The organism is Micromonospora zamorensis (assembly GCF_900090275.1).
GTDB classification, from domain to species: Bacteria; Actinomycetota; Actinomycetes; order Mycobacteriales; family Micromonosporaceae; genus Micromonospora; species Micromonospora zamorensis.
On the sequence record NZ_LT607755.1, the window covers coordinates 4,771,234 to 4,797,492 of the forward strand.

The window sequence follows — 26,259 nt, forward strand, 5'->3', positions numbered from 1 at the left end:
ACAAGGTGGGTCTCCCCCCGGTATGTCAGAACCCGAGCTTGTCGTAGCTGCTCGCGTTCTCCTTGGTGATCGTCTCGGAGGCCAGGGTTACTTCCTTGGGAACCTGCAGTTCCGTCAGGTCGCCCAGGCCCCGGCCCTGCGCGATGAGCCGTGCGAGGGAGACTGCCGACGAGGCCATCGACGGGTTGTACGTGACCGTCGCCTTGAGCACGGTGTTGTCGGCCTTGATCGCGTCGATCGCGAGCTTCGAGCCGGCGCCGCCGACCATGAAGAACTCCGACCGGTTGGCCTGCTTGATGGCGGCAAGCACACCGATGCCCTGGTCGTCGTCGTGGTTCCAGACCGCGTCGATCTTCGGCAGCGCCTGGAGCAGCTGGGCCGCCTCACGCTGGCCGCTGTCCGAGGTGAACTCGGCGGAGCGACGGTTGTTCACCTTGAACCCGTAGGTCGCCAGGGCCGCCGCGAAGCCGGCGCTGCGCTCGACGGTCAGCGGGATCTCCAGGCCGGCGATCTCACCGATCACCGGGTTGGCGATGCCCTTGGCCTTGAGCTGCTTGCCGATGAAGTGCCCGGCCGAGACGCCCATGCCGTAGTTGTCGCCCTTGATGACCAGCCGCGAGGCCAGCGCGTCGGGGAACGCCCGGTCGAGGTTCACGATCGGGATGCCCGCCTGCATCGCCTGGAGGGCAACGGCGTTGACCTCCTTGCCGTCGTGCGGCAGCACGACGATGATGTCCGGCTTCTGGGCGATCAGGGTGCCGAGCGTGGAGCGCTGGGCCTCGGAGTTCGACCCACCGTCGACCTCCTTGAACTCCACGTCCGAGTAGGCCGCGGCCTGAGCCTTGGCGTTGGCGTGGATCGCACCCATCCAGCCGTGGTCGGCGGCCGGCGCCGAGAAGCCGATGACGACCTTCTTGCCCGGCGCGTTGTTGCCGGCGCTGTCTCCGGCGGCCTTGGTCTGGGTGCTGGCTGCCGGCGTCTCGTTGCTGGTGCAGGCGGTGAGAAGGGTGGCGGCGCCTACTGCGGCTCCACCGAAGAGCAACCGGCGGCGCGACAGGTCGCGACTGTGCTGGGTCATGAATGACCTCCTGGGAGCGGGATTTGAGTTGGTGAGGGTGTGCGAGGCCCGGCCACTGTCGAATTTCTCGACGTCGCCCGGGACAACGGTGCGGTGCGTCAGGTTGCGGTGGTGACCCTGTTCCGCGCGAGGAGCCGAGTGACGGACTTGAACTGGAACTGCTGGACCAGGACGGCGGCGACGATGATGCCGCCCTTGACCATGTTCTGCGCCTCGATGGAGAGGCCGTTGATGGCGAAGAGGTTGGTGATCGTGGCGAAGATGATGACGCCGAGCAGGGAGCCGACGATCGTGCCCCGACCACCGCTGAGCAGCGTTCCACCGATGATGGCCGCGGCGATCGCGTCCAACTCGTACAGGTTGGCCATCGCCGCCTGCGCCGAGGTGGCCTGCGAGGTGAGCATGATGGCGGCGATGCCGCAGCACAGACCGGAAAGCGCGTAGAGCAGCATGGTGTGGCGGCGGACGTTGATGCCGGCCAGCCGTGCCGCCTCCGGGTTACCGCCGACGGCGATGGTCCGCCGGCCGAAGGTCGTCCGGTTGAGCACTACCCAACCGGCCAGCACCACCGCGCCGAGGATGTAGACGAGGATCGGAATACCGATCACCTTGCGCGCCGCGATGTCGTTGATGAAGGTGCTGCTCGACACCTGGGTCTGCTTGTTGGAGATCGACGCCGCGAGGCCCCGCGCGGCCACCAGCATCGCGAGCGTCGCGATGAACGGCACCAACCGCCCGTACGAGATGAGCACCCCGTTGACCAGACCGACACAGATGCCGACCGCGAGGGCCGCGAAGATCATCCCACCGGCGCCGTAGCTCTGGGTGGCCACCGTGGTGCACCAGACGCCGGCCAGCGCGACGATCGCCCCGACCGACAGGTCGATGCCACCGCCGATGATCACGAACGTCATACCGACCGTCACCACGCCGACGACCGAGGCGAGCTGAAGGATGGCCAGGACGTTGTTCCAGACCCAGTTCGGGTCACCGTAGAGATCCGGCTTGGTCACCGCGCCAACCACGATCAGTGCGGCCAACACACCGATCAGACCGAGGTTGCGCTTGGCGCCGTCGCCGCCGTCGCCCCGCCACCAGGAGAGCCGACCCGCGGATGCTGCTTTATCGCCGGCCACCGCCGTCTCCGCCGGGTCCACCGGCGGCGACTGCGCCGGAAGCTGCGGGCGCTCCGGTGTCGCGGTGGGAGTGGGAGTCGCGTCGCTCATGCCGGTGCGCCTTCCATCAAGGACCCCGCCATCACGAGGTCAAGCACAGTGTTCTCGTCGAGTTCGCCGGCCGCGGCCTCGCGGACGACCCGCCCTTCCCGCATCACCAGCACCCGGTCGGACAGACCCAGCACCTCGGGCACCTCGCTGGAGACCAGCAGCACGCCGACGCCCTGGGCGGCCAACGCCCGGATGACCTGGTAGAGCTCAGCCCGGGCGCCCACGTCCACGCCCCGGGTGGGCTCGTCGAGCAGCAACAACTTCGTGCCGCCGAGCAACCACCGCCCGACCACGACCTTCTGCTGGTTGCCGCCGGACAGCGTGCGTACCGGCCGGTCGACGTCCCGGGGCCGCAGCTCCAGGGTCTCGGCGATCCGGTCCGCCTCGGCGCGTTCCTTGGCGGCGTTGGTGAAGCCGAGCCGCGCGTACCGGCCGAAGGTGGCCAGCGTGACGTTGCGGTAGATCGGCTCACCGAGCAGCAGCGCCTGGCTCTTGCGTTCTTCCGGGGCCATCCCCATGCCGGCCCGCACCGCCGCGCCCACGCCGGGACGCAGCACCTTGCCGTTCATCCGGACCGAGCCGGCCTCCGCGAGACGGGCGCCGTAGATGGTCTCCAGCAGCTCGGAACGGCCGGAGCCGACCAGCCCGGCAATGCCGACGATCTCCCCGGCACGCACGTTCAGCGAGACGTCGGCGAACTCGCCGGGCCGGGTCAACCCCTGCACCTGGAGCAGGTCGGCACCCTCGGCGTCGTCGCTGGGCCGGTCCGGGAAGACGTACTCGATGGTCCGGCCGGTCATCCGGCTGACCAGGTCGCGGGTCGGGGTGTCGCGCGCCGGCAGGTTCGCCGCGGTGGTCCGGCCGTCCTTGAGTACGGTGACCCGGTCGCCGATCTCGCGGATCTCCTCCAGGCGGTGGGAGATGTAGATGACGGCGATGCCCTGCGCGGTCAGCTCCCGGATGATCCGGAACAGGTTGCCGACCTCGTCATGGGCCAGCACGGCGCTCGGCTCGTCCATGATGATCAGTCGGGCCTCGTGCGACAGCGCCCGGGCCATGCTGACGATCTGCTTGCCCGCCGCCGGCAGCGACCGGACCATCCGCCCGGGCGGAATCTCGCCGTGGCCGAGCCGACTGAGGATCTGCCGGGTGTGCCGGGCCATCCGGCCGCGCCGGACGAACCCGAAGCTGCGGTATTCGTGGCCGAGGAAGGCGTTCTCCGCCACCGACAGGTCCTCGACGAGGTCGAGCTCCTGGTAGATGGTGGCGATGCCGGCCTTCATCGCGGCCTGCGGGTTGGCGAACGTGGCCGGCTCGCCGCGCCACTCCACCTGCCCGGAATCCGGTTGGTGCACCCCGGAGAGCACCTTGATCAGGGTGGACTTGCCGGCGCCGTTCTGACCGAGCAGACAGTGCACCTCGCCGGCACGCACCTCCAGTTGCACACCATCGAGCGCGCGTACGCCGGGGAAGGTCTTGACCACATCGGTGAGGCGCAGGACCACCTCGCCAGCGACGGTGTCAGCGGGAGCCTCGACCAGCGGTGCCTCGGCGACGGCCTCAGCCGACGCGGTGGCGGCGTCATCCTCGGGCAGAGCCACAGTCTCCTCCTCGCTCACGACAGGATCTCGGTCAACTTCACGGCACCGGCCGCTGGTCGCGACTGCGGGGCTCGCAAGCCCGGCTCACTGCTCGCGCTCATGACGCCTCCGCGAAGGCGACGTCACTCGCGAGCACCGCCGCCCCGGTGACACCGGCACGGCCACCGAGCTCGGACAGCACGACGGGCAGGTTGCCGGTGGCCAACGGCAGCGACCGGCGGTAGACCACGCTGCGGATCTCGGCGAGCAGGATGTGCCCGAGCTGGGCCAACCCGCCGCCGATCACGATCATCGACGGGTTGGTGAAGCTGACCAGGCCGGCGAGCACACCGCCGACCCGCCGCCCGCCGTCACGGATCAGCTGGATGCAGGCCACGTCTCCCTCGACGGCACCCTCGGCGACGTCGAGAGCCGTCACCACACCGCGCAGCGTCATCCGCTCGGCGAGCGCCGGCGAGACGCCACTGCGGGCGGCCGCAGTGGCCTCCTTGGCCAGCGCGGCACCGCTGAACAGCGCCTCCAGGCAACCGATGTTGCCGCAGGAACACATCGGACCGTGCGAGTCGACCTGGATGTGGCCGATGTCGCCAGCGCAACCGTCGGTGCCCCGGTAGACCTCGCCGGTGAGGTAGATGCCGCACCCGATGCCGGTGCCGATCTTCACGAAGAGGAAGTCGTCCACCGAGTGGGCGACCCCACCGTGCCGCTCACCGATCGCCATGATGTTGACGTCGTTGTCGACCACCGCCGGGCAGCCGTGCTCCCGGCTGAGCAGCTCGCGCACCGGGAACCGGTCCCAGCCCGGCATGATCGGCGGCGAGACCGGAACGCCGTCGCGGAAGCTGACCGGGCCGGGTACGCCGATGCCGACCGCGTCCAACCGCTCGTACGCGCCGTCGACCCGGGCCTTGTGCAGCAACTCGTTGACCCGTTGCAGGGTCACCTTCGGGCCGTTGCGGATGTCGGCGGCCTCGCCGTAGTGGGCCACCGGTTCGAGGCGGCCGTTGACCACCTCGATGTCTATCGAGCTGGCGCCGAGGTCGACGGCGGCGAAGCGGAGCTTCGGGTTGAGCTCGACCAGGGTCGAGCGACGCCCACCTCGGGAGGCGGCCAGCCCCGCCTCGGCGACGTAGCCCAGCGCGACCAGACGTTCCAGCTCGGCCAGCATGCGCGGGCGCGGCATCTGGAGCCGGTCGCCCAGCTCGGCCCGGGACACGGCCCCCTCGTCGCGGAGCAACCGCAACAGTCGTACGTGCAGGGGATCGACGGTCCGCAACGGGGGCCACCTCTTCATCAGCCTCGTTCACATCGACGTCATGTCGATGTGTTGTGTCCGACACAGTAGGAGCGTTCCGCGCCGCCTGTCCAGAGCTTCAACCGTTCCGAGACCAACTTTTGTCCGAAAGAACAAAAGCTACTAGTCGATCAAGAAAAGGATCACGGGCCGCCCGCATCCGCTTGCCAGCAGTTCCATCGATGGACACGAAATCGCCCCGCCAGCCGGACGTGCGGTGGCGGGGCGATTCGTGCGAGGCGGTCAGCTGCGGTCGGCGGATCCCCTCTTCTTGCGAAGCTTGCGGTCGTCGCGCAGCTCGACGTACGGCTCGTCGTCGACGTCGTGACCCGCCTCGATGGCGCGGCCCCGCTCCAACTCGGCGTCGAACTCGGCGCCCAGCAGGATCGCGATGTTGCTCAGCCAGAGCCAGACCAAGAAGATGATCACGCCGGCGAGCGCCCCGTACGTCTTGTTGTACGAGCCGAAGTTGCTCACGTAGAAGGCGAACAGGCCGGAGATCACCAGCCAGATCACCACGGCCAGCACCCCGCCCGGGCTGACCCAGCGGAAGCCGCCGTGCCGCGCGTTCGGCGAGGCCCAGTAGAGGATCGCGAACATCAGGCTGACCAGGATCAGCAGGACCGGCCACTTGGCGACGTCCCACACCGCGACGGCCGTCGAGCCCAGCCCGATCACGTCACCGACCGATTCGGCGAGACGACCGGTGAAGACCACGATCACCGCGCTGACCAGCAGCAACACCCCGACCACCGCGGTAACGCCGAGCCGGATCGGGAGCGTCTTCCAGATCGGCCGCCCCTCCGGCACGTCGTAGATGGTGTTCGAGGCGCGCATGAACGCGCCGATGTAACCGGACGCGGACCAGAACGCGGCCAACAGACCGATGATCGCCGCGACGCTGGCCAGGCCACCGTTCTGCTGGGCGGTGTCGATCGCGCCCTCGATGATCTTCTGGACGCTGTCGTTCGGCACTGCCTGGTTGACGGTGTCCTTGACGCCCTGGGTGGCACTCTTGCCGAGCAGGCCGAGGAGGGAGATCAGCACCAGCAGGCCGGGGAAGATGGACAACACCCCGTAGTAGGTCAACGCTGCCGCCCAGTCGGTCAGGCTGTCGTCCTGGAATTCGCGGACCGTCCGGCGCAGCGCCGCCTTCCAACCGCTGCCGGGCAGATCGGTGGGGCTGTCCGGCCCCGCGTCGGGCCCGACCGGCGCGTTCGCGGGATCACGCTCCCGCTGCCGCTGGGCGGAAGACTCGTCCGAGGCCATCGCCCCTCCTCTTCGTCGGTGGTGTCACCACCGGACATGCCCCGTGAACGCGCGCGGATAACCCCTACTTGTAGAGCAACCTGCCCATCCGGCGAGAGGCCACGAACAGGCCGACCGCCAGCATCGCCAGCAGGTAGAGCACGTCGAGCACCCAGACCCAGCCACCGCCGCCCAGCGCGACCCCGCGGATCAGGTGCACCGACCGGTACAGCGGGGTGACCTCGACCAGCCAGTGCAGCAAAGTCGGGTAGGCCTGCGCCGGCACGAAGGTGCCGGAGAACAGGAACAGCGTGAACTGCGCGGAGCCCACCAGGTCGAAATCCTGCCAGCTGCGCATGAAGGTGGATATCGCCATGCCGAGCGCCCCGAACGCGAACCCGACCAGCACCGCGGCCGGTAGGGCGGCCAAGGCGCGGCCGACGCTGGTCAGGTCCAGAGCGACCATCACCCCGAGGAACGCGGCCGAGTAGGCGCTGCCCCGCAGCATCGCCCAACCCAGCTCGCCAACGGCGATCTCGAACGGCCGTACCGGGGTGGCGATCATCCCGTCGTACAGCTTCATGTATTTCATCTTGCCGAAGAAATTGAAGGTGGTCTCCGCGAGCGCCCCGGTCATCGCCGAGGACGCGAGCATCGCCGGGGCCACGAACTCCGCGTACGAGACCAGTCGGCCGTCGGGCAGCGGCAGATCGCCGACGAGCGCCCCCACGCCCACCCCGATGGAGAGCAGATAGAGCAGCGGCTCCACGAAGCCGGACAGCAGCAGCAGCCAGTAGACCGACTTCAGTGCCGAGAGGTTGCGCTCGACCACCGACGCCGACCGCCGGGACGCGGCGGAGACATCGACCAGCCGGGGCAGGATCAGCGTGACCACTGCGGCCTCCCTAGACGACGAGCTTGCGACGGAACGTGCGCAACGCCAGCAGCCAACCGGTGACGGCCCAGGCGGCCAGGTAGAGCACATGCCCGGCGACCGACCACTGTGGGGCGATGCCGAGCGTGGCCGCGCGACACAGGTCGACGGCGTGCCACAGCGGCGTCACGTACGCCAGCCACCGCAGCGCGTCGGGCAGGGACTCCACCGGAAAGAACACCCCGGCGAAGAGCGTCATGGGGATGACGGCGAACCGGAACAGCATCGCGAGCCAACTGTCGCTGGACACCGACGCGGCGTACGCGAAGGTCGGCGCGGCGACGGCCAGCACGAGCAACGCGACCACCGGCAGGGTGACCACCGCCCACGGCGACCGCAGCGCCCCGAACAACCCGGTGACCAGCAGAAACGCCACGATCGTGGTGAGCACCCGGAACAGCACGAAGGCCAGGTGCCCGGCCACGATGTCGCCCACCCGCAGCGGCGACGCGCTCTGCGCGAAGTAGGTCTTGACCCACTGGAAGTTGCTGAACACCGGCCAGGTCGAGTCACCGACGGTCACCTGGAGCGCGGTCGAGGCGATCAGCCCGGGCACCAGCCAGTCGAGGTAGCGCACCCCGCCGACGCCCTGGTCGATGTAGGCGCCGACGCCCAGCCCGAAGCCGAGCACGGTCAGCACCGGCAGCAGGAACGACGAGAACACCCCGGCCCGCCAGGTGCGTCGTAGACCCACCAGATAGTGCTCGAAGACCGCGTACGCCGGCACCCACGGGAACCGCCCGCGCGTCGCTGTCGCCACGCTCACCACGACCACCCCCACCCACCGTGCCGACCACCACGACCTGTCTACCCCCGGGGTACGACAGGCCGCCGGTCACCCTACGACGCCCCCGGAGGCGTGTCGCCCGGGTTTCAGCGCGGTGATCGACTCGGTTTCACGGAACTCGCGGTGTCCACGTTGCCCGGACAGCCCGACTTCCAGAAAGCGGAGTCGATCAACCCCCCGGGACGGGTGCGCGCGCAATTCACGCCTGCCTCGCGTGCCGGTCAGGCCGGCCGGCGCGCGCGGACCAGTGCCTGGACGGCGTAACCGAGCAGCAGCAGCCCCGCACCGGTGCCGACCACCCGACCCGCGGCGACCGCCGAGCCGAACGCGGCCACGAGCCCCGCCGCCGCCACCACGCACAGCGCGACACCGAGCGGCCTGAGCAGCGGGTCTCGCAGCAGCGGAGCGAGCGGGAAGAAGTGCAGCCCGACCACCGCGCAGACCAGCACCGGAATGTACTCGGACCGGTCGGCGGCAGCCAGCAGGACGGCGCCCAGCCCGGCGGCGGCGAACTCGGCGACGACGATGAGCAGGTACCGCCGGTTGGTCGCCCGCTCCTGCGCACCGCCACCCTCGCCCCGGGGACGGCCAGACATCACACCGCCCAGCACGGCGGTGATCATGGACGCCACGCTGCCGACCACCAACAGGGCGCGCCACGGCTGCTCCACCGCCGGCACGCTGAACCAGACCGTGGCGAAGATGCCCAGGTAGAGGGCGGTCAGGCCGGCCTGATGCCGGCTGTTGGTCGGCATGTTGGACATGGAACCCCCGTGGTTGGCTGCTGAACGGGCGGATGCGCTCGCCGGGCTGGCGATGCTACGCAAGGTCACCTGCATCCACCGGCCCGTCGGTCGGGCGATGTTACGCCCAAGATCGAATGCAGTCGAACGGCGATCGTTGGCAGCTGAGCGGTGCGACACGCCGGAGAAGTTGTCGCTGCGCTGCCAACGATCAGCCGAGGTCGGTCAGTCGACCAGGGTGCGGCCGGTCAGGTGCAGGAAGACGTCCTCCAGGCCGCTGCGCCGCACCAGCACGTTGGCCGGGTTGAGCCCCAACGCGGTGACCTCGGCGACCGCCGCGTCGCCGTCGGGCACGTAGAGCAGGACCCGGTCGGGCAGCACCTCGACCCGCTCCCCCAGCCCGTCGAGCTTGCTGGCGAACGGTTCCTGCGACTCGGCGGCGAAGCGCAACTCGACCACCTCGCGGGTGGAGTGCCGCTCGATCAGCGCCCGGGGCGACCCCTCCGCGACGATGCGGCCGCCGTCCATCACCACCAGCCGGTCGCAGAGCTGCTCGGCCTCGTCCATGTAGTGCGTGGTGAGCACCAGCGTGACGCCCTGCTGCTTGAGCCGGAACAGCCGCTCCCACACCAGGTGTCGGGCCTGCGGGTCGAGCCCGGTGGTCGGCTCGTCGAGCAGCACGATCTCCGGGTCGTTCACCAGCGCGCGGGCGATGGTCAGCCGACGCTTCATCCCACCGGAGAGCGGGTCGACCTTGCTGTCGGCGCGCTCGGTGAGCTGGACGAAGTCGAGCAGCTCGTCGGCCCGCTCGCGGGCCGCCCGCCGTGAGATGCCGAAGTAGCGGGCGTAGACGGTGAGGTTTTCCCGGACCGTCAGCTCCGGGTCGAGATTGTCGAGCTGCGGGCACACCCCGAGCCGCGCCCGGATCGCCGGGCCGTCGACCACCGGGTCCAGGCCGAGGATGCGCAGCTCGCCCCCGCTCGGTGGAGAGGTGCAGCCGACCATGCGCATGGTGGAGGACTTGCCGGCGCCGTTGGGCCCGAGGAAGCCGAACGCCTCACCCGAGCGCACCTCGACATCGATGCCGTCCACGGCGGTGAAGCCACCGAACCGCTTCACCAGCCCGCGAGCCTGAATCAATGGTCGCCCCGAAGTCACCGCCCGACCCTAACCGCCCGGTCCGACAGCCCTCCACGCAAATATCCGCCCGTGCCCAACCGGCCACCCCGTCAACGGCGAAACCCCGATCGGTGCCCCACCGGTTTGCTGATCGACGTGTATCGTCCCCTCGTGCCGCCCATCAGCTCGCCCGATGGTTCTTCGTCACCCGTCCGACCAGCCAACTCTCCCGCCGGTGAGCCCGCGACGGGCCCCAGCAGCGCGGCCCCGCGACCGCGACCATCAGCCGAGCTCACCGCGCCCACCGAGCTCACCGCGCCCGCCGAGACCCCTGCGACCGGCGACGACCCGAGCAGAGACGACCCCACCAGGCACGACCCCACCAGGCACGACCCAAGCAGGGACAACCCGACCGGCGACGGCGACTCCGTCGCCGAACGGGCGACCCGGGATCTGGCTGCCCAGTTCGAGGACGAGAAACCGGGCCGCGTGTTGTCCGGGCCGGCGGGTCTGCTCCTCACCGCGGCGGCGCTGGCGGTTGGCGCCCTCTCCCTCTGGCAGGTGTTCCGCCCGCTGTCGCAGGGCAGCAAGTATTACTTGATCATCTTCCTGGCCGGCGTACTCCCGCTGGTCTTCCTCGCCTACCCGGCCGACCTGCGGCTGCGGGCCCGCCTGGCGGCCCGGCGCGGACGACGCAGCACCAAAGGCAGCGGCAACCACGACACTGACGCACCTGTCCTGACACGGCTGGCCTCCACAACGCCCACCGCAGCGGACTGGGTCCTGGTCGTGCTGACGGTGGCGGCCTGCCTCTACCCAGTCCTGCCGGTCCCGCTCGGCTCGGGTGGCGGCGGCTATAACGCCTTCCTCGACCGGCAGGGTCTGCTGGTGCCGGCGGACCTGGCGATGGGCACCATCCTGCTGCTCCTGCTGCTGGAGGCGTGCCGACGCACGACCGGCTGGATCCTGCCCGCGGTCTGCCTGCTGTTCCTCGGCTACGGCTACTACGGCGGGTTGCTCCCGCAGTCGTGGCCGGTCGCCCATGCCGGGCTCGACTTCAGCCAACTGGTGGACGCGTTCTACAACTCCGACAGCGGCTTCTACGGCACTCCGCTGGACGTGGCCGCGTCGTACATCGTGCTGTTCACCATCTACGGCGCTGTGCTGGAGCTGTCCGGGGCCGGGCGGTTCTTCGTCGAGCTGTCGGCTGCGGCGTTCCGCCGCTCGCGTACCGCCGCCGGACGGACGGCGGTGGCCTCCGGCTTCCTGCTCGGCACCGTCTCCGGCTCCGGGGCGGCGACGACAGTGAGCATCGGGGCGGTCACCTGGCCCCTGCTGCGCCGCGCCGGCTATCCCCCGGAGCGGGCCGGCGGCATGCTGGCCGCGGCCGGGGTTGGCGCGATCCTCTCCCCACCGACCCTGGGTGCGGCGGCGTTCATCATCGCCGAATACCTGGGCGTCTCGTACCTCCAGGTGCTGGGCTGGGCGACGGTGCCGACGGTGCTCTACTACCTCGGCATCCTGCTCTCGGTGGAGATCGACGCGCGCCGCTCCGGCGTACGCCCCGTCGTGATCGACGTCGGTTCGCCCTGGCGTCTGCTGGCCCGTTTCGGCTACCACTTCGCCTCGCTGATCGCGATCATCGTGTTCCTCGCGGTCGGCGTGTCCGCGACGAGGGCTGTCGTCTTCGCCACCCTCCTGGCGGTCGCGCTCTCCTTTTTGGACCGCACGAAGGACCGCGCGTACCGGCTCACCCCGGCCCGGCTGATGGCCGCGCTCGTCACCGGCGTACGCGGCGTGCTCGCGGTCTCCGCGGTCTGTGCCGCCGCCGGCATCATCACGGCAACCACCACGAAGACCGGCCTCGGACCGCAGGCGGCGGCGTTGCTGATCGGTGGGGCGAAGGCGGCCACCTCGGACCCGACACTGGTCCTGGTGCTCACCGCGCTGCTCGCGGCCGTCGCCCTCAGCCTGCTGGGCCTGGCCGTGCCGGTCACCGCCTCGTTCGTGATCGGTTGGGTGATCGTCGGCCCGGCTCTGCTCGACCTGGGCGTGAGCGCGCCCGCCGCGGCGATGTTCGTCTTCTACTTCGCGGTCCTGTCCGAGGTGTCCCCGCCGACCGCGCTCGCCGCGGTGGCCGCGGCCGCGGTGACCGGCGGCCGGCTGGTGCCGACCATGTGGCAGACCCTGCGGTACGCGCTACCGGCCTATCTGACCCCGATCGCGTTCGTCATCACCCCGGCCGGGCTCGGTCTGCTCGGCATCGGTGGCGTCCAGCGGATCGCCTTCGCCGCCGTGGTGACCGCGTTCAGCGTGGCGGTGCTCGCCGTCGCCGCCGGTGGCTGGCTGCCCGGGGTGGGGCCCGCCGGCGCCCCGGAACGCGTGCTCGGTGCCCTCGCCGGTGTCACCCTGCTCTGGCTCGAACCCGTCCCGGTCATGGTCGGCGCGGCACTGGCCGCCGTCGCGGCGGCAGGTGTGTTCGTCCGACGTGGATCCGCCGGTCGGCCATCGTCCGGATCACCAGCAAATCCTGTGGAGGAACAACTGTGAGACGAATCGACGTACGCCTCGCGGCGGGCCTGAGCGCTCTCGCCCTCGTCACGGTCGGCGCCACGGCTTGTGGAGGTCAGCAGGGCGGCGCCGACAAGGACGACGCGGCCAGCGAGGTCACCTGCGAGGTGACCAAGGAGACCCGTGTCGGCATCGCCACCGGCAACGCGACGGGCGTCTACTACGTGGTCGGCAACGCCCTGGCCGGGCAGTTGTCCGGGGCGACCGGCGGCAAGCTCACCGGCACCGCGGCCGAGACCGGCGCCTCGGTGCAGAACGTCGAACAGCTCGTCGGCGGCCAGTACGACGTGGCGTTCTCCCTGTTCGACACGGCGGTCAACGCGGTCGAGGGCAAGGGCAGCTTCACCGCGCCGCAGCCGGTGGAGGCGCTGGCCCGCATCTACGACAACTACACGCAGGTGGTGGTCCGCAAGGACTCCGGGATCACCTCGGTGGCCGACATGCGCGGCAAGCGGATCTCCACCGGTTCACCGAAGTCCGGCACGGAGGTGATCGCCAACCGGCTGCTGGAGGCCGCCGGTCTCGACCCGGCCAAGGACATCCGGGCGCAGCGGCTTGACCTGACCAAGACGGTCGAGGGGGTCAAGGACGGCAGCGTCGACGGGTTCTTCTGGTCCGGCGGTCTGCCCACCGGGGGCCTGACCGACCTGTTCACCACTGCCGGCGACTCGGTGAAGTTCGTCGACATCGCGCCGTTGCTGCCGAAGATGACCGCGTCGAGCCCCGGCTACCAGGAGGGCACGATCGGGCGGGACGCGTACGGGACGGCGACCGACACCCCGACCATCGTCGTGCCCAATGTGCTGTTGGTCCGCAAGGACCTGGACGCCAATGTCGCCTGCGCGATCACCCGGACGGTGTTCGACAAGCGCGACGCCCTGGCCCAGGCCAACCCGGCGGCCAAGGGGATCTCGCTGGAGAAGGCCCGCAGGACCCTGCCGGTGCCGCTGCATCGCGGCGCGGATAAGGCGCTGAAGGATCTCGGCGCCAACTGACCCAACCGGTCAGAGATCGGCCGGCGCGGTGGCGGCACGGGCCGCGCCGACCAGACGGTCGGTCTCGGCGAGCAGTGCCTCGTCGTCCGCGGGGGTGCCGGGGTCGAGTCGGACCGTCCAGGTCAGACCGTCGGCCCCGGCCACTCGGCGGGCCGCGACCCGCGCCGCGCCGCCGGGCACCGGCTGGTGCTCGGTGTACGCGACCGAGCGGGTCACCCGCGCCCGCACCTGGTGCGGCAGCTCGCGCGGGTCGAGGAGGAAGTACGTCTCGGCCGGGCCGTCGGCGACCACCGTGTAGCCGTCGCGTTCGACGACGGTCTCGGCGGGGGTGACGGTCAGCTCCCGGCCGGACCAGACCGCCTTGAGGATGGTGTGCCAGCCGAGCCGGTGCCCTCGACCGGGCAGCCACAGCCCGAGGTTGGTGGCGACCACCACTCCGTCGCCCTCGCCGTTGCCAACGGCCGCCCATGCCAGCACCCGCTCGTCGGCGGTCAGCGGCGGGCGGTCGGCCGGCGGCAGCTTCGGCTTGCGGCTGAACAGTCCCATCTAGAGGCCTCCCGCAGCCTGCTCGCGCAGCGCCCGGGCGTGCTGCTCCAGGGACAGCAGCTCACCGAAGGCGGCGAAGTACTCGTCCTTGTTGTTGACCGGGTTGATCCGCTGGATGCGGGACTTGATGTCCCGGATCCGGGAGGTCACCGACCCGAACTGCACCCGCGCCATGGTGATCGACACGTAGCGTGGGTCGGCTTCCCCGTCGATCCGCAGCGGCTCCACCGCCAGCTCACCGACCAGCGCCGCCGACGCCAGGTCGTCGCAGGCGTCGCGGACCGACTCGATCCACACCGCGCCGCCGGTCGCTGACGCGGCACCACCGGCTGCCGCGATGGCCGCGCGCACCCCGACGTGCACCGGGTGGCGGTATTCGGTGGCCTCGACCGCGTCGAACATGGGCCCGGCCAGGACCGGCTGCTGGAGGGCGAGTTTCAGCGCCTCCCGCTCGACCATCGACAGCGGGCTGTCCGGGGTCGGCTCGGGGCGGGCCGACGTGGGGCGGGCGGCGGGTGCGGCGTCGCGGGTGCCGGGCGGCGGGGTGTTGGCGGCGGCGAGCACCGCCCGCTGCACCGGCTCGATCTCCATGCCGAGGTCCATGGCGAGCTTGCGGACGTACTCCGGGCGCTTTTCCCGGTCCTTGAGTCGCGCGACCAGCGGCGCGGCGTGGCGCATGGCCTCGACCCGGCCGTCGACGGTGTCCAGGTCGAAGCGGCCGATCACGTGTCGCAGCGCGAAGTCGACAAGTGGCTCGCGGCGCGCGACCAGGTCACGCACCGCCAGGTCGCCCTTGGCCAGTCGCAGGTCGCACGGGTCCATGTTGTCCGGGCTGACGGCGATGAACGTGCGCCCGACGAAGCGCTGGTCGTCCTCGAAGGCGCGCAGCGCGGCCTTCTGGCCGGCGGCGTCGCCGTCGAAGGTGAAGATGATCTCGCCGGCCACCTCGTCGCTGTCGAACAGGAGACGGCGCAGAACCGAGATGTGGTCCGCGGCGAAGGCCGTGCCGCAGGTCGCCACGGCAGTGGTCACCCCGGCCAGGTGGCAGGCCATCACGTCGGTGTAACCCTCGACGATCACCGCTCGCCCCTGCTTGGCGATCTCCCGTTTGGCCTGGTCGATGCCGTAGAGCACGTGCGACTTCTTGTAGATCGGCGTCTCGGGGGTGTTCAGGTATTTCGGGCCGTCGTCGTCGTCGAAGAGCTTGCGCGCGCCGAAGCCGATCACGTCGCCGGCGAGGTCGCGGATCGGCCAGAGCAGCCGGCGGCGGAACCGGTCGATCAGGCTGCCGGAGCGGGCCTCCCGGGACAGCCCGGCAGTGACCAGCTCCTGGTGGGTGAAGCCCTGCTGGCGCAGGTGCTTGGTGAGCAGGTCCCAACCGTCCGGCGCGAAGCCACAGCCGTAACGCTCGGCGGCGGCCCGGTCGAACCCTCGCTGGGCCAGGAACTCCCGCGCCGGCCGGGCACCCGCGGTGCTGAGCTGCGCCCGGTAGAACTCGACCGCGGCGGCGTGCGCGGCGACCAGGCGCTGGCGCTGGCCCTGCTGCGGGCGAGGGCGCGGGGCGCTCTTGTCGTCCTCGATGTAGCGCAACTGGATGCCGGCGCGGCCGGCGAGCCGCTCGACGGACTCCACGAAGCTGAGGTGGTCGGCGTCCATCAGGAACTTGATGGCGTCACCGCCGGCCCCGCAGCCGAAGCAGTACCAGACGTTGCGGGCCGGGGAGACGTTGAACGACGGGCTCTTCTCGTCGTGGAACGGGCACAGACCCTTGAGGTTGCCGCCGCCGGCGGACTTCAGGGTGACCGTCTCGGAGATCACATCCCCGATCGAGGTGCGTTCCCGGACCAGTGCGATGTCCTCGTCCCGGATCCGCCCAGCCATGCGCCACCCCCTCGGCGTACATCCTGCCCTGCCGGGCCGACGACACGCCGGCCGGGGGACGCCGGTGTGGCGGCCACCGCTGCCGGCTGGGCGGTTCCGGCCCGCAGGCCGGGCCCGCCCGGGGACCATGACCAGATGCGCAGGGTACGGACCGACGTCCCCCGCCTGCCCAGATGGTTGGCCGGTCGGATCGGGCTACGCGGGCAGGCCCCGCCTGCGGACGAGGCCGGACACCGCCATGCCACCTGGTTGGAGCTCTTCCTCGACCTCATCTTCGTGTACGCGCTGGCGGCGGTCGTCGCCCGGCTGGGCAGCGACCCGACCCCGTCGCCGAGCGCCGTGCTGGCCGTGATCGGGCTGTTCGTGGTGATCCAGTGGGCGTGGGTGGGGCAGGTCTTCTACGACACCCGGTTCGACCCGGATGACGCGCTGCACCGGGTGCTGGTGCTGTTCGCGTTGGTCGGCGCGGGCGCGATGACGCTCGGCGTCGACGAGGTGCCGGAGAGCGTGCTCCTGCCGGTCGGGTACCTGATCGTGCGCGGGGTGCTGCTCCTCCTGTACCTGCGGGCCCGGCCGACCAGCCCGATGGCCGGCATGGTGACGACGGTCTACCTGATCGGCTTCGGGTCGGGCTGGCTGATCTGGCTGGTGTCGCTGACCGCGCCCCCCGACCGGCGCCCGACGCTGTGGGTGGTCGCGATGGTCATCGAACTGGCCACGCCCTGGGTCGGGGCGCGCTGGCTCAACCGCTGGCCGGTGGACAACCGGCACCTGCCGGAACGGATCGGGCAGTTCACGATCATCGTGCTGGGTAGCGCCCTGGCCAGCCTGCTCTTCGCCGTGCCGGACCATCCCCCGCCCCACATGATCCTCACCGCCGGGTTGGCCTTCCTGATCCCGGCGGCCGTCTGGTGGGTCTACACGACCTTCGTCACCACCCGACTCCTCCAGAGTCGTCTGCGGGGCGGGCAGGCGTACAGCTACCTGCACATTCCGCTCGGCGGTGCGCTGCTGCTGCTCGGCTGGGCGCTCGGGCAGGTGGTCCGGCTGGTCGACGACGACGCACCCCGGCTGCCGCTGGAGCTGCGGCTGCTGCTGGCCGCCTCGATGGTGGTGTGGACGGTGTGCGGCCTGGCCCTGTACTGGTTGTGGACCCGGCCGAGCCTCGCCCGGTTGGCGATCGCCGCCTACGGGGTGGTCTCGGTCATCGTGATCACCGCGACGGTGCACGAGCCGAGGCTGATGCTGTCCCTGCTCGCCGCGGCGATCGTCGGGTACGCCGTGCTGCTCAGCCGCCGACTCGCCCGAGCCAGCGAGTCGACCCAGACGCCCGAGGGATGATCCGCCCTCAGGCGGCCGCGGCCTGCTCGGCCACCACAGCGGGGGTGTCCTCCTCGGCGGTCACCTGCCGGTTCCAGTCGGCCTTGGTGGAACGCCAGCCCTCGTCGTCCATGCCGCGCCGCCAGTAGCCGGAGATGGAGAGCCGATCGAGAGGCACGCCGCGCTCGCCGCGCAGCAGCCGGCGCAGGTCCCGGACGAAGGCAGCCTCGCCGTGCACGAAGGCGTGCACGGTGCCGGCGGGGAACTCCAACGCCCGCACCGCCGCGACCAGCGCCTCGCCCACCGGGCTGTCGCCGCGGTGCAGCCAGGTCACCTCGACCGCGCCGGGGCTGAGCAGCTTCTGCTCATCCGCCGGGTCGGCGATCTCCACGAAGACGTGGGCCGGTGCCCCCAGCGGCAGCCGTTCCAGGGCGGCGGCGATCGCCGGCAGGGCGCTCTCGTCGCCGACCAGCAGGTGCCAGTCCGCGTCCGGGCTCGGGGCGTACGCGCCGCCGGGGCCGACGAAGTGCACCGGGTCACCCGGGCGCAACGCGGCGGCCCACGGGCCGGCCAACCCCTCGTCGCCGTGGTGCACCACGTCCACGGTCAGCTCCTCGGCCAGCGGGTCCCAGCGTCGCACCGTGTACGCGCGCAGCCGGGGCCACTGCTCCCGGGGCAGGTCCCGACGGATCGCGGCGAGGTCCAGCGGCTGCGGATAGTCGACACCGGGCTGCGGGAACACCACCTTGATGTAGTGGTCGGTGAACTCGCCCACCGGCAGACCGGTCAGCTCGTCCCCACCGAGGACGAGCCGGATCAGATGCGGGGTGGGCCGCTCGGTGCGCAGCACCCGGGCCGAGGTGACGTTCCTGGGGCGTTCCGTCATATCAGTTAGGCTAGCCTAAGCTGCCCCGTCGTGGGTCGGCGGTGTGTCCCCGCCGACGAGACGGGTGTGCCAGGTCACCGCCGCCGGGTCGGTGAGCGAGGCGACCTGGTCGATCACCACCCGCAGTCGGGCGGTGTCGTCCGGGGCGGCCCGCCACAGCGGAGCGAAGATCGGGTCGAGCCCTTCCGGAGCCCGCCGCACCAGCGCGGCGACCAGCTCGGCCAACATCGTCCGCTGCCGCTCGTAGCGGCCCCGGAAGCCGGTCCGACGCATCACATACCGCAGCGCGATGCCCTTGAGCAGGGCGCACTGCGCCCGGACCAGCCGAGGCACCACCAGGTCGGCGGCGTAGCGGCGATGTGGTCCGGGGCCGAAGCGCTCCTCCGTGGCAGCCACCGCAGCGGACACGAAACGCCCGGTCACCCCACTGGTGGTGGCCTTCAGCGCGACCTGCGCGCGATGACTGCCGTCGTAGCCGGCCAGAGGGGCGAGCAACGGGTCGGCCAGCAACTCGACCAGCACCTCGGCCAGGTCGGCCGCCGACTCCCCGGAGTAGGCGCCGGCCACGTCGGCGCAGAGCGCGGCCCGCTCGTCGGCGTCGCCGAGCAGCGGACGCAGCGACACGTACCCGCCGTGGATGCCGTCCTCCACGTCGTGCACCGAGTACGCGACGTCGTCGGCCCAGTCCATCACCTGCGCTTCCAGGCAGCGCCGGTCGCCGGGCGCACCCTCCCGGATCCAGTCGAAGACGGTCACGTCGTCGGCGTACACCCCGAACTTGCGCTCGCCGGGGCGGCGCGGCCAGGGGTACTTGCCGATCGCGTCGAGCGACGCCCGGGTCAGGTTCAACCCAGCGGACGACCCGTCCGGGGCGAGCACCTTCGCCTCCAGCCGGGTCAACACCCGCAGGGTCTGCGCGTTGCCCTCGAAGCCGCCGCACGGTGTGGCCAGCAGATCCAGAGCCGCCTCGCCGTTGTGCCCGAACGGCGGGTGCCCCAGGTCGTGGGCGAGCCCCGCCACGTCCACCACGTCCGGGTCGCAACCCAGCCGGGCGCCCATCTCCCGGGCGATCTGGGCCACCTCCAGCGAGTGCGTCAGCCGCGTACGCAGGAAGTCGTCGGTCCCGGCGGTGTGCACCTGAGTCTTCGTGGCCAGCCGCCGGAACGCCGCCGAGTGCAGCACCCGGGCGCGATCACGCTCGTACGGTGAGCGGCGGTGCCCGGTGTCCTTGGGCGGCTCCTCGACCAGCCGGGCGTCCGCCGCAACAGGCTCACTTCTCACGCAGCCGCCGTTGTTCGCGACTGCGGGGCTCGCAAAACCGGCTCACTCCTCGCGCTCACGGCGCCACTGCTGTTCGCGACTGCGGGGCTCGCAAAACCGGCTCACTCCTCGCGCTCACGCAGGACGCAGAACTCGTTGCCCTCGGGATCTGCCAGCACCGTCCACTCCACGTCACCCTGACCGATGTCGACGTGCCGGGCGCCCATGTCGACCAGCCGCTCGACCTCGGCCTCCCGGTTGGCGGGGCGCAGATCGATGTGCAGCCGGTTCTTGCGGTCCTTGGCGTCGGTCACGGGCACGAAGACCAGGCCGGGCAGGCGGTCCGCGGACTGGCGGATCTCCACCTCGTCCGGACTCTCGCTGACGACCTGGTAGCCGAGCGCCTCGGCCCACCAACGGGCCAGTCGCGCCGGATCGCGGGCATCGACGGTGAGGTTCTCCCAGACGCTGGTCATTCAGTCACCTTTCCCGTTCGACGGCATACGCAATCGGCCGTGTGCGAGCGAGCCAAGATTACGCCCGCCACCGCTGGTCGACCCGCCCACGACGCATCGACGATTGGCCCACAACCGCCGATTGGCTTGGAGTTGTCAACCGATCGCTGAGGGTTATGGGCTCGCGGGCGGAAGTCGCGGCCGGTAGCGTTCCCAGCGCGGAACGTGACCAGCCGACCGACATGCGGAGCCCGACCGGTAAGGGGAAATCTCGTGGACGCGGACACGGTGGTGGGAACGGAACTACGCGGGCTGCGCCGCCGCCGGCCCGAGATCGCCGGCACGGTCCTGGCCGGCACCGACGGGCTGCTCATCTCCAGCGATCTGCCCAGCACCGACGCCACCCATCTCGCCGCGCTCGCCGCAGCCAGCTTCGGGCTCGGCCACCGGGTGGCCGACACGGTCCAACGTGGTGAGTTCCGGGAGTCGGTCGTCTGCACCACCGCCGGTTGCGTGGTGACCTACCCGGCCGGGCGCACCGCCCTGCTGACCCTGGTCACCGTGTCTGCGGCCGAGGATCTGGAAGCGCTGCACGAGGAGGCCCGTGCCGTGGCCCGTCGGGCGGGCTCGGTGCTGGACAGACGCGGTGGGGCAGTCGGCGCCACCTCGATTCAGGACGCGCACGGGCCGCTCGCCGTGCGTACGCCGATGGCCACCCTGCCGGCGCAGTTGCGCCGCTCGTCCCGGCCCACCTGGCGTCGCCCGCCGATCTGACCGCAACCAGCCAAACCTCCTCGACGGCACAGCTCGGGCCTGCTGCACAAGAACTAGCCGGCGGCCGTGCGGGTGGCCGGGCGCCTGGTGTCGACGTTGCCGGTCATGGCGTTGAGGATGGCGGGTAGTTCGGCCACGGTCTGGGCTGGCAAGCCGGTCACGGTTTCCTCGGCCAGACCATGCCACAACTCCTTGACCCGGCCGGCAAGCGCCTTGCCGCTGTCGGTGAGTTCGACGATGCTGGCGCGCTTGTCGGAGGGAGCGGGCCTGCGGCGGATGTGGCCGGAGGCTTCGAGCTTGCGCGTCATGAGCGTGACGCTGGGCGGCTCACAGCCGAGCGCCTCGCTGAGCTGGGCCTGAATTCTCGGGCCGGTCCGGTCGAGTTCGAGCAGGAGTGCCTCTTGGCCAGGGTGCAGGCCGAGGGGGGCCAGCAACGCGGCGGCCCTGGCCCGGTGGCGCAGGCTCAGCAGGCGGATGGCCTGGTTGAGGGCGTCGGCGTACTCAAAGTCCACGAACTCTCCTTGACAAGTTAGTTACGCGCATAACATTATGCGGATAACTAATTCTAGCAACACCGAGGAGCCCGACATGACCGTGAAGGTCGCTGTCATCTACTACAGCGCGACAGGCAGTGTGCACACACTCGCGGAGGCCGTCGCCGAGGGGGCCGCCTCGGCCGGGGCCGTCGTGCGGCTGCGGCGGGTCGCCGAGCTGGCACCCGACAACGCGATCGACCAGAACCCGCAGTGGCGGCGGCACGCCGACGCGACCGCGTCGATTGCCCAGGCATCCCTCGAGGACCTGGCATGGGCCGACGCGTACGCCTTCGGGACGCCGAGTCGATTCGGCGCGCCGGCCGCGCAGCTCAAGCAGTTCATCGACCAGGCCGGCGGGCTGTGGCGGGAGGGGAAACTGGCCAACAAGCCGGTGACCACCTTCACCTCGGCGTTCAACCGGCACGGTGGCAGCGAGGCAACGATCTTGTCGCTGAGCAACGTCTTCTACCACTGGGGGTCGCTGATCGTGCCGCCCGGATTCACCGATCCGGTCGTGTCCGCCGCAGGCGGCAACCCCTACGGCACGTCGCATGTGGCCAGCCCGAACGGAGACGGCCCCGATGCCGCGGCGCTGGACGCGGCCAGGTACCAGGGACTTCGGCTAGCCAAGATCACACTTCAGCTGCTGGGCGACCGCGTCGTCACGGATGCCGTCGTGGGTGACGGAAACAGCCACGGAGCTCTCGCCGGAGCAGCCTCCCGAACCGCCTGAGCGGCGGGTAAGCAGGGAGAGAAGTCATGACAAGCACCAGCACCGCAACTCAGCGGGCCAGGCTGCAGGCCGGATCGTCCTGGATGGTCCTGGCGCTGGCATGCGCCTGCCAGTTCATGGTGATCCTGGACGTCTCCATCGTCAACGTCGCGCTGCCCTCGGTCCAGCGGGATCTCGGCTTCACCGCCACCGGCCTGGCCTGGGTGGTGAATGGGTACGTGCTTACTTTCGCCGGCTTCATGCTGCTGGGTGGCCGGGCCGTCGACCTGTTCGGCCTGCGCCGGATGCTGGTCGCCGGGCTGTTCCTGTTCTCCGCCTCAAGTGTGGTCGGTGGCCTGGCAACCGCTCCGGAGATCCTGGTGGGGGCCCGCGTCGCGCAGGGTGTGGGCGCCGCCATGCTGGCCCCGGCCACGTTGGCCGTGATCAACACCTACTTCACCGAGCCGCAGGCGCGGGCCCGCTCGTTCGGCGCGTGGTCCGCCTCGGGCGGTGTGGGCGGGATGGCCGGCGCGCTCGCCGGCGGTGCCATCACCACGGGCCTGTCGTGGCGGTGGGTCTTCCTCATCAACGTACCGATCGGCGCCGTGCTGATCGTGCTGGCCATGATGTCGCTGGTCCGCACGCGAGCCAGCCGGCGAGAACCGCTCGACCTCGGTGGCGCGGTCACGGGCACGGCGGGGCTGGCCGCGTTGATCTACGGGGTCATGCAGAGCGCCGACCAAGGCTGGATGTCCGTGCGGGTTCTCGGGCCAGCCGTGGCGGGCCTGCTCCTGCTCGTCGTCTTCGCCGTGGTGGAGGCGCGTGTCGCCACCCAGCCGATGGTGCCCCTGCGGCTGTTCAGGATCCGGACCGTGGCCGTCAGCAACGCCATGTTGCTGCTGTTCGGCGGGATCGCCATCGCAATGTGGTATTTCACGTCGCTGTTCATGCAGAACGCACTCGGCTACAGCGCTCTTGAAGCCGGGCTCGGGCAGACACCCGCGGCGGTGGCGTTCGTGGTGATCGCGCGACTGTCCGCCAACCTGCTGCCCCGAACCGGTGCACGCCCTCTGGTGCTGGCCGGCAGCGTCTGCTTCGTGGCCGGCTTCGGCTGGCTCGCCCAGGCCCACACGGACAGCGACTACGTCACAAGCGTGCTCGGACCCACGCTGCTCATCGCCGTCGGCATCGGCCTGACCTTCCCCACCCTGATGGCTGCGGCCACCGCCGACGCACCCGAAGGCGACGCGGGCATCATCGGCGGCCTGGCCAACACCGCCAGCCAGATAGGTGGCTCGGTAGCCCTGGCCGTACTCGCCACAGCCGCCAGCGCCAAGGTCGGAACAGACGCCGCCGACGCAGGCACCCCTGCCGCCCTCGCCGCCGGCTACGACCTGGTCTTCCTTATGGCAGCCGGGATCGGCCTGGCTATCGCGACAGTCAGCCTGCTGCTACCACCGCATCGCCGCGGCTGACCACGGCGGCGCGGCGGCGGACCGGGTCACCGGTCCGCCGCCGGCCCACGTCAGCGGCTGTCCGACCCGCCGGTCTCCACCACGGCCCGGCCGGCCTCCAGCCGAGCCACCGGCACCCGGAACGGCGAGCAGGACACGTAGTCCAGGCCGACCTCGTGGAAGAAGTGCACCGAGTCGGGGTCACCGCCATGCTCGCCACAGACGCCGAGCTTCAGCCCCGGACGGGCGGCCCGGCCCTCCTCGGCGGCGATCCGCACCAGCCGGCCGACCCCGTCACGGTCGATCGACTCGAACGGCGAGATGCCGAAGATGCCCAGCTCCAGGTATCGCCAGAAGAACGCGCCCTCGACGTCGTCGCGGGAGAAGCCCCAGCCCATCTGGGTCAGGTCGTTGGTGCCGAAGGAGAAGAACTCGGCCGCCTCGGCGATCTGCCCGGCGGTCAGCGCCGCCCGGGGCACCTCGATCATGGTGCCGATCAGCACCTCGACCCCGCTGTCCCCGACCACCTCCGCGATGATCTTCTCGGCCTCGGCGCGGACGGTCTCCAGCTCCTGCACGGCCCCGACCAGCGGCACCATGATCTCCGGCTTGGCCACCCCGCCACCACGGGCGCAGGCGACGGCAGCCTCGGCGATGGCCCGGACCTGCATCGCGAACAGGCCGGGGATGACCAGGCCGAGGCGGACGCCCCGCAGCCCGAGCATCGGGTTCTCCTCGTGCATCCGCCGGACGGCGGCGAGCAGCGCCTCCTCCTTGGCCACGTCCTCGCCCCGTTCCTGGGCGACCGCGACGTTGACCGCGAGCTGCTCCAACGGAGGCAGGAACTCGTGCAGCGGCGGGTCGATCAGCCGGACGGTGACCGGCAGGCCGTCCATCTCGCGGAAGATCTCCTCGAAGTCGGCCCGCTGCAACGGCAGCAGCGCCTCCAACGCCGCTTCCCGCTCGCCCGGGGCGCGGGCCAGGATCAGCCGCTCGACCAGCTCCCGCCGGTCGCCGAGGAACATGTGCTCGGTGCGGCACAGCCCGATGCCCTCGGCGCCGAAGCGCCGGGCCCGGGCGGCGTCCGCGCCGGTGTCGGCGTTCGTGCGGACCGCGAGCCGCCGCTTGCCGTCGGCGTGCGTCATGATCCGGTGTACGGCCCGGACCAACGCGTTGTCGATGTGCTCCGGGTCGAGGCTGCCCTCGAAGTACTGCACCACCTCCGACGGCATGACCGGCACCTCGCCCAGGTAGACCTTGCCGGTGGTGCCGTCGATGGACACGACGTCGCCCTCGTTGACGGTCTGCCCGGCGACGGTGAAGCGTTTCGCCGGGACGTTCACCTCGATCTCGTCGGCGCCGGAGACGCAGGTCTTGCCCATGCCGCGGGCCACCACCGCCGCGTGGCTGGTCTTGCCGCCGCGCGAGGTGAGGATGCCCTGGGCGGCGATCATGCCGTTCAGGTCGTCCGGGTTGGTCTCCCGGCGGACCAGGATCACCGACTTGCCCTCGGCGGCCATCTCGACGGCCCGCGCGGAGGTGAAGACCACAGTGCCGGACGCCGCGCCGGGCGAGGCGCCGATGCCCTTGGCGACCGGCTGGAAGTCGTGGTCGAGCTGGAAACGGGGGAACATCAGCTGGGCCAGCTGCGCCCCGTTGACCCTGTGCAGTGCCTCGTCCAGGTCGATCAGACTCTCGTCGACGAGTTGCCCCGCGATGACGAACGCGGCGGCGGCGGTGCGCTTGCCGACCCGCGTCTGCAGCATCCAGAGCTTGCCGCGTTCGATGGTGAACTCGATGTCGCAGAGGTCCTTGTAGTGCTCCTCCAGCCGAGCCATGATGCCGAGCAACTGGTCGTAGGAGGTCTTGTCGAGCTGTTCCAGCTCCTGCAGGGGCACGGTGTTGCGGATGCCGGCGACGACGTCCTCGCCCTGAGCGTTGGCCAGGTAGTCGCCGTAGATGCCCTGCGCGCCACTGGCCGGGTCACGGGTGAACGCGACACCGGTGCCGGAATCCGGGCCGAGGTTGCCGAACACCATGGTCACCACGTTGACCGCGGTGCCGAGGTCGGTCGGGATCCGCTCCTGGCGACGGTAGAGGATCGCGCGCTCGGCGTTCCACGACTCGAAGACCGCCCGGATGGCCAGGTCGAGCTGTTCGCGCGGCTGCTGCGGGAACTCCCGACCGGTGTGCTTCAAAAAGATCTTCTTGTACGCGTCGACCAGCCCACGGAGGTCGTCGGCGTCCAGGTCCAGGTCGTTGTGGGTGCCCTTGGCGCTCTTGGCCTCGTCCAGCGCGTGCTCGAACTCCTCGCCCGGCACCTCGCAGACGGTCTTGCCGAACATCTGGATGAGGCGGCGGTAGGAGTCCCAGGCGAACCTGTCTGCGCCGCCGGAGGCGGCCTGGCCGCCTTCGCCGCCGGCCTGCGCGGAGAGCCCGACCACGCTCTGGTCGTTGAGGCCGACGTTGAGGACGGTCTCCATCATGCCGGGCATGGAGAACTTGGCGCCGGAGCGGACGGAGACCAGCAGCGGATCCTGCGGGTCGCCGAGACGCTTGCCCATCGCGCGCTCCAACGATTCCAGGTGCGCCTCGATCTGAGCGGCGAGCCCGTCCGGCTGCTGGCCCGTCGCGAGGTACGCCTTGCAGGCCTCGGTGGTGATGGTGAAGCCGGGCGGAACGGGCAGGCCGAGGTTGGTCATCTCGGCGAGGTTGGCCCCCTTGCCGCCGAGCAGGTCCTTGAGATCCTTGTTTCCTTCAGAGAAGTCGTAGACGTACTTGTGATCGACGGTCTCTTGCGCTGCCACCAGAGCCTCCACAACACACGCGCCGGATTGAC

21 protein-coding genes and 1 pseudogene are annotated in these 26,259 nt (G+C 70.6%); 6 read left to right on the plus strand and 16 right to left on the minus strand.

Annotation, left to right across the window (positions count from 1 at the left end; all coding sequences use genetic code 11):
* Positions 1-25: 25 nt before the first annotated feature.
* The 9 genes from GA0070619_RS20950 to GA0070619_RS20990 all read right to left on the minus strand — a co-directional run bounded on the left by GA0070619_RS20950 (position 26) and on the right by GA0070619_RS20990 (position 10,069).
* Positions 26-1,078: a substrate-binding domain-containing protein gene (locus GA0070619_RS20950; protein WP_088949643.1), complete on the minus strand. Its 1,053-nt coding sequence runs from the start codon at positions 1,076-1,078 to the stop codon at positions 26-28.
* 98 nt (positions 1,079-1,176) lie between these two features.
* On the minus strand, positions 1,177-2,304 hold the full coding sequence (locus GA0070619_RS20955; protein ID WP_088949644.1) for an ABC transporter permease: 1,128 nt from the start codon (positions 2,302-2,304) through the stop codon (positions 1,177-1,179).
* On the minus strand, positions 2,301-3,809 hold the full coding sequence (locus GA0070619_RS20960; RefSeq protein ID WP_172862224.1) for a sugar ABC transporter ATP-binding protein: 1,509 nt from the start codon (positions 3,807-3,809) through the stop codon (positions 2,301-2,303). Before GA0070619_RS20960 ends, GA0070619_RS20955 begins: the two co-directional genes overlap by 4 nt.
* Before the next feature lie 193 nt (positions 3,810-4,002).
* Positions 4,003-5,199: an ROK family protein gene (locus GA0070619_RS20965; protein WP_231927121.1), complete on the minus strand. Its 1,197-nt coding sequence runs from the start codon at positions 5,197-5,199 to the stop codon at positions 4,003-4,005.
* A gap of 243 nt (positions 5,200-5,442) precedes the next feature.
* Positions 5,443-6,468: a YihY/virulence factor BrkB family protein gene (locus GA0070619_RS20970; protein WP_088949646.1), complete on the minus strand. Its 1,026-nt coding sequence runs from the start codon at positions 6,466-6,468 to the stop codon at positions 5,443-5,445.
* A gap of 64 nt (positions 6,469-6,532) precedes the next feature.
* On the minus strand, positions 6,533-7,342 hold the full coding sequence (locus GA0070619_RS20975) for an ABC transporter permease (protein WP_088949647.1): 810 nt from the start codon (positions 7,340-7,342) through the stop codon (positions 6,533-6,535).
* Between the two features lie 10 nt (positions 7,343-7,352).
* Positions 7,353-8,150, minus strand: a complete 798-nt coding sequence (locus GA0070619_RS20980; protein WP_088951939.1) for an ABC transporter permease — start codon at positions 8,148-8,150, stop codon at positions 7,353-7,355.
* A gap of 239 nt (positions 8,151-8,389) precedes the next feature.
* Positions 8,390-8,932, minus strand: a complete 543-nt coding sequence (locus GA0070619_RS20985; RefSeq protein ID WP_088949648.1) for a hypothetical protein — start codon at positions 8,930-8,932, stop codon at positions 8,390-8,392.
* A gap of 204 nt (positions 8,933-9,136) precedes the next feature.
* Positions 9,137-10,069, minus strand: a complete 933-nt coding sequence (locus tag GA0070619_RS20990; protein WP_088949649.1) for an ABC transporter ATP-binding protein — start codon at positions 10,067-10,069, stop codon at positions 9,137-9,139.
* Positions 10,070-10,201: 132 nt separating this feature from the next.
* Here GA0070619_RS20990 and GA0070619_RS20995 point away from each other — a divergent pair, with 132 nt between their 5' ends.
* Both GA0070619_RS20995 and GA0070619_RS21000 read left to right on the plus strand, forming a co-directional pair.
* Positions 10,202-12,580, plus strand: coding sequence for a TRAP transporter fused permease subunit (locus tag GA0070619_RS20995; RefSeq protein WP_088951940.1), 2,379 nt, complete (start codon positions 10,202-10,204; stop codon positions 12,578-12,580).
* Positions 12,577-13,596, plus strand: a complete 1,020-nt coding sequence (locus tag GA0070619_RS21000; RefSeq protein ID WP_088949650.1) for a TAXI family TRAP transporter solute-binding subunit — start codon at positions 12,577-12,579, stop codon at positions 13,594-13,596. Before GA0070619_RS20995 ends, GA0070619_RS21000 begins: the two co-directional genes overlap by 4 nt.
* A gap of 9 nt (positions 13,597-13,605) precedes the next feature.
* On the opposite strand, the gene GA0070619_RS21005 is transcribed toward GA0070619_RS21000, so the two are convergent.
* Both GA0070619_RS21005 and dnaG read right to left on the minus strand, forming a co-directional pair.
* Complete coding sequence (locus tag GA0070619_RS21005) at positions 13,606-14,142, minus strand: hypothetical protein (protein ID WP_088949651.1); 537 nt, start codon at positions 14,140-14,142, stop codon at positions 13,606-13,608.
* A pseudogene (gene dnaG / locus GA0070619_RS21010) lies at positions 14,143-16,045 on the minus strand (DNA primase). It lies immediately after the preceding gene.
* Positions 16,046-16,158: 113 nt separating this feature from the next.
* Here dnaG and GA0070619_RS21015 point away from each other — a divergent pair.
* On the plus strand, positions 16,159-17,364 hold the full coding sequence (locus GA0070619_RS21015; RefSeq protein WP_088949653.1) for a low temperature requirement protein A: 1,206 nt from the start codon (positions 16,159-16,161) through the stop codon (positions 17,362-17,364).
* A gap of 7 nt (positions 17,365-17,371) precedes the next feature.
* On the opposite strand, the gene GA0070619_RS21020 is transcribed toward GA0070619_RS21015, so the two are convergent.
* The 3 genes from GA0070619_RS21020 to GA0070619_RS21030 all read right to left on the minus strand — a co-directional run bounded on the left by GA0070619_RS21020 (position 17,372) and on the right by GA0070619_RS21030 (position 19,965).
* Positions 17,372-18,229 carry a siderophore-interacting protein gene (locus tag GA0070619_RS21020; RefSeq protein ID WP_088949654.1) on the minus strand — a complete coding sequence of 286 codons (858 nt, stop codon included), beginning with the start codon at positions 18,227-18,229 and terminating at the stop codon, positions 17,372-17,374.
* A 15-nt stretch (positions 18,230-18,244) separates the two neighbouring features.
* On the minus strand, positions 18,245-19,510 hold the full coding sequence (locus tag GA0070619_RS21025; RefSeq protein ID WP_088949655.1) for a deoxyguanosinetriphosphate triphosphohydrolase: 1,266 nt from the start codon (positions 19,508-19,510) through the stop codon (positions 18,245-18,247).
* 101 nt (positions 19,511-19,611) lie between these two features.
* Positions 19,612-19,965 (minus strand): VOC family protein, encoded by a 354-nt coding sequence (locus GA0070619_RS21030; protein WP_088949656.1) that lies wholly within the window; start codon positions 19,963-19,965, stop codon positions 19,612-19,614.
* A gap of 252 nt (positions 19,966-20,217) precedes the next feature.
* Between GA0070619_RS21030 and GA0070619_RS21035 the strand changes: the two genes are divergently transcribed.
* Positions 20,218-20,718 (plus strand): roadblock/LC7 domain-containing protein, encoded by a 501-nt coding sequence (locus tag GA0070619_RS21035; RefSeq protein WP_088949657.1) that lies wholly within the window; start codon positions 20,218-20,220, stop codon positions 20,716-20,718.
* A gap of 53 nt (positions 20,719-20,771) precedes the next feature.
* On the opposite strand, the gene GA0070619_RS21040 is transcribed toward GA0070619_RS21035, so the two are convergent.
* Positions 20,772-21,230: a MarR family winged helix-turn-helix transcriptional regulator gene (locus tag GA0070619_RS21040; protein WP_088949658.1), complete on the minus strand. Its 459-nt coding sequence runs from the start codon at positions 21,228-21,230 to the stop codon at positions 20,772-20,774.
* A gap of 76 nt (positions 21,231-21,306) precedes the next feature.
* On the opposite strand from GA0070619_RS21040, the gene wrbA reads away from it, so the two are divergent.
* Both wrbA and GA0070619_RS21050 read left to right on the plus strand, forming a co-directional pair.
* Positions 21,307-21,987, plus strand: a complete 681-nt coding sequence (wrbA, locus tag GA0070619_RS21045; protein ID WP_088949659.1) for an NAD(P)H:quinone oxidoreductase — start codon at positions 21,307-21,309, stop codon at positions 21,985-21,987.
* A gap of 26 nt (positions 21,988-22,013) precedes the next feature.
* A complete protein-coding gene (locus tag GA0070619_RS21050; protein ID WP_088949660.1) occupies positions 22,014-23,441 on the plus strand; it encodes an MFS transporter in 1,428 nt (475 codons plus the stop codon).
* Positions 23,442-23,491: 50 nt separating this feature from the next.
* Here GA0070619_RS21050 and ppdK read toward each other — a convergent pair whose 3' ends face one another.
* Positions 23,492-26,227, minus strand: coding sequence for a pyruvate, phosphate dikinase (gene ppdK, locus GA0070619_RS21055; protein WP_088951941.1), 2,736 nt, complete (start codon positions 26,225-26,227; stop codon positions 23,492-23,494).
* Between the last annotated feature and the right edge of the window lie 32 nt (positions 26,228-26,259).

Bases quoted from the DNA above. Each gene is read 5' to 3' on its own strand.
- GA0070619_RS21005 (WP_088949651.1), bottom strand. From the start codon at position 14,142: ATGGGACTGTTCAGCCGCAAGCCGAAGCTGCCGCCGGCCGACCGCCCG.
- GA0070619_RS20950 (WP_088949643.1), bottom strand. From the start codon at position 1,078: ATGACCCAGCACAGTCGCGACCTGTCGCGCCGCCGGTTGCTCTTCGGT.
- GA0070619_RS20965 (WP_231927121.1), bottom strand. From the start codon at position 5,199: ATGAAGAGGTGGCCCCCGTTGCGGACCGTCGATCCCCTGCACGTACGA.
- wrbA (WP_088949659.1), top strand. From the start codon at position 21,307: ATGACCGTGAAGGTCGCTGTCATCTACTACAGCGCGACAGGCAGTGTG.
- GA0070619_RS20970 (WP_088949646.1), bottom strand. From the start codon at position 6,468: ATGGCCTCGGACGAGTCTTCCGCCCAGCGGCAGCGGGAGCGTGATCCC.
- GA0070619_RS21050 (WP_088949660.1), top strand. From the start codon at position 22,014: ATGACAAGCACCAGCACCGCAACTCAGCGGGCCAGGCTGCAGGCCGGA.
- GA0070619_RS21015 (WP_088949653.1), top strand. From the start codon at position 16,159: ATGCGCAGGGTACGGACCGACGTCCCCCGCCTGCCCAGATGGTTGGCC.
- GA0070619_RS21030 (WP_088949656.1), bottom strand. From the start codon at position 19,965: ATGACCAGCGTCTGGGAGAACCTCACCGTCGATGCCCGCGATCCGGCG.
- GA0070619_RS20955 (WP_088949644.1), bottom strand. From the start codon at position 2,304: ATGAGCGACGCGACTCCCACTCCCACCGCGACACCGGAGCGCCCGCAG.
- GA0070619_RS20985 (WP_088949648.1), bottom strand. From the start codon at position 8,932: ATGTCCAACATGCCGACCAACAGCCGGCATCAGGCCGGCCTGACCGCC.
- GA0070619_RS21020 (WP_088949654.1), bottom strand. From the start codon at position 18,229: ATGACGGAACGCCCCAGGAACGTCACCTCGGCCCGGGTGCTGCGCACC.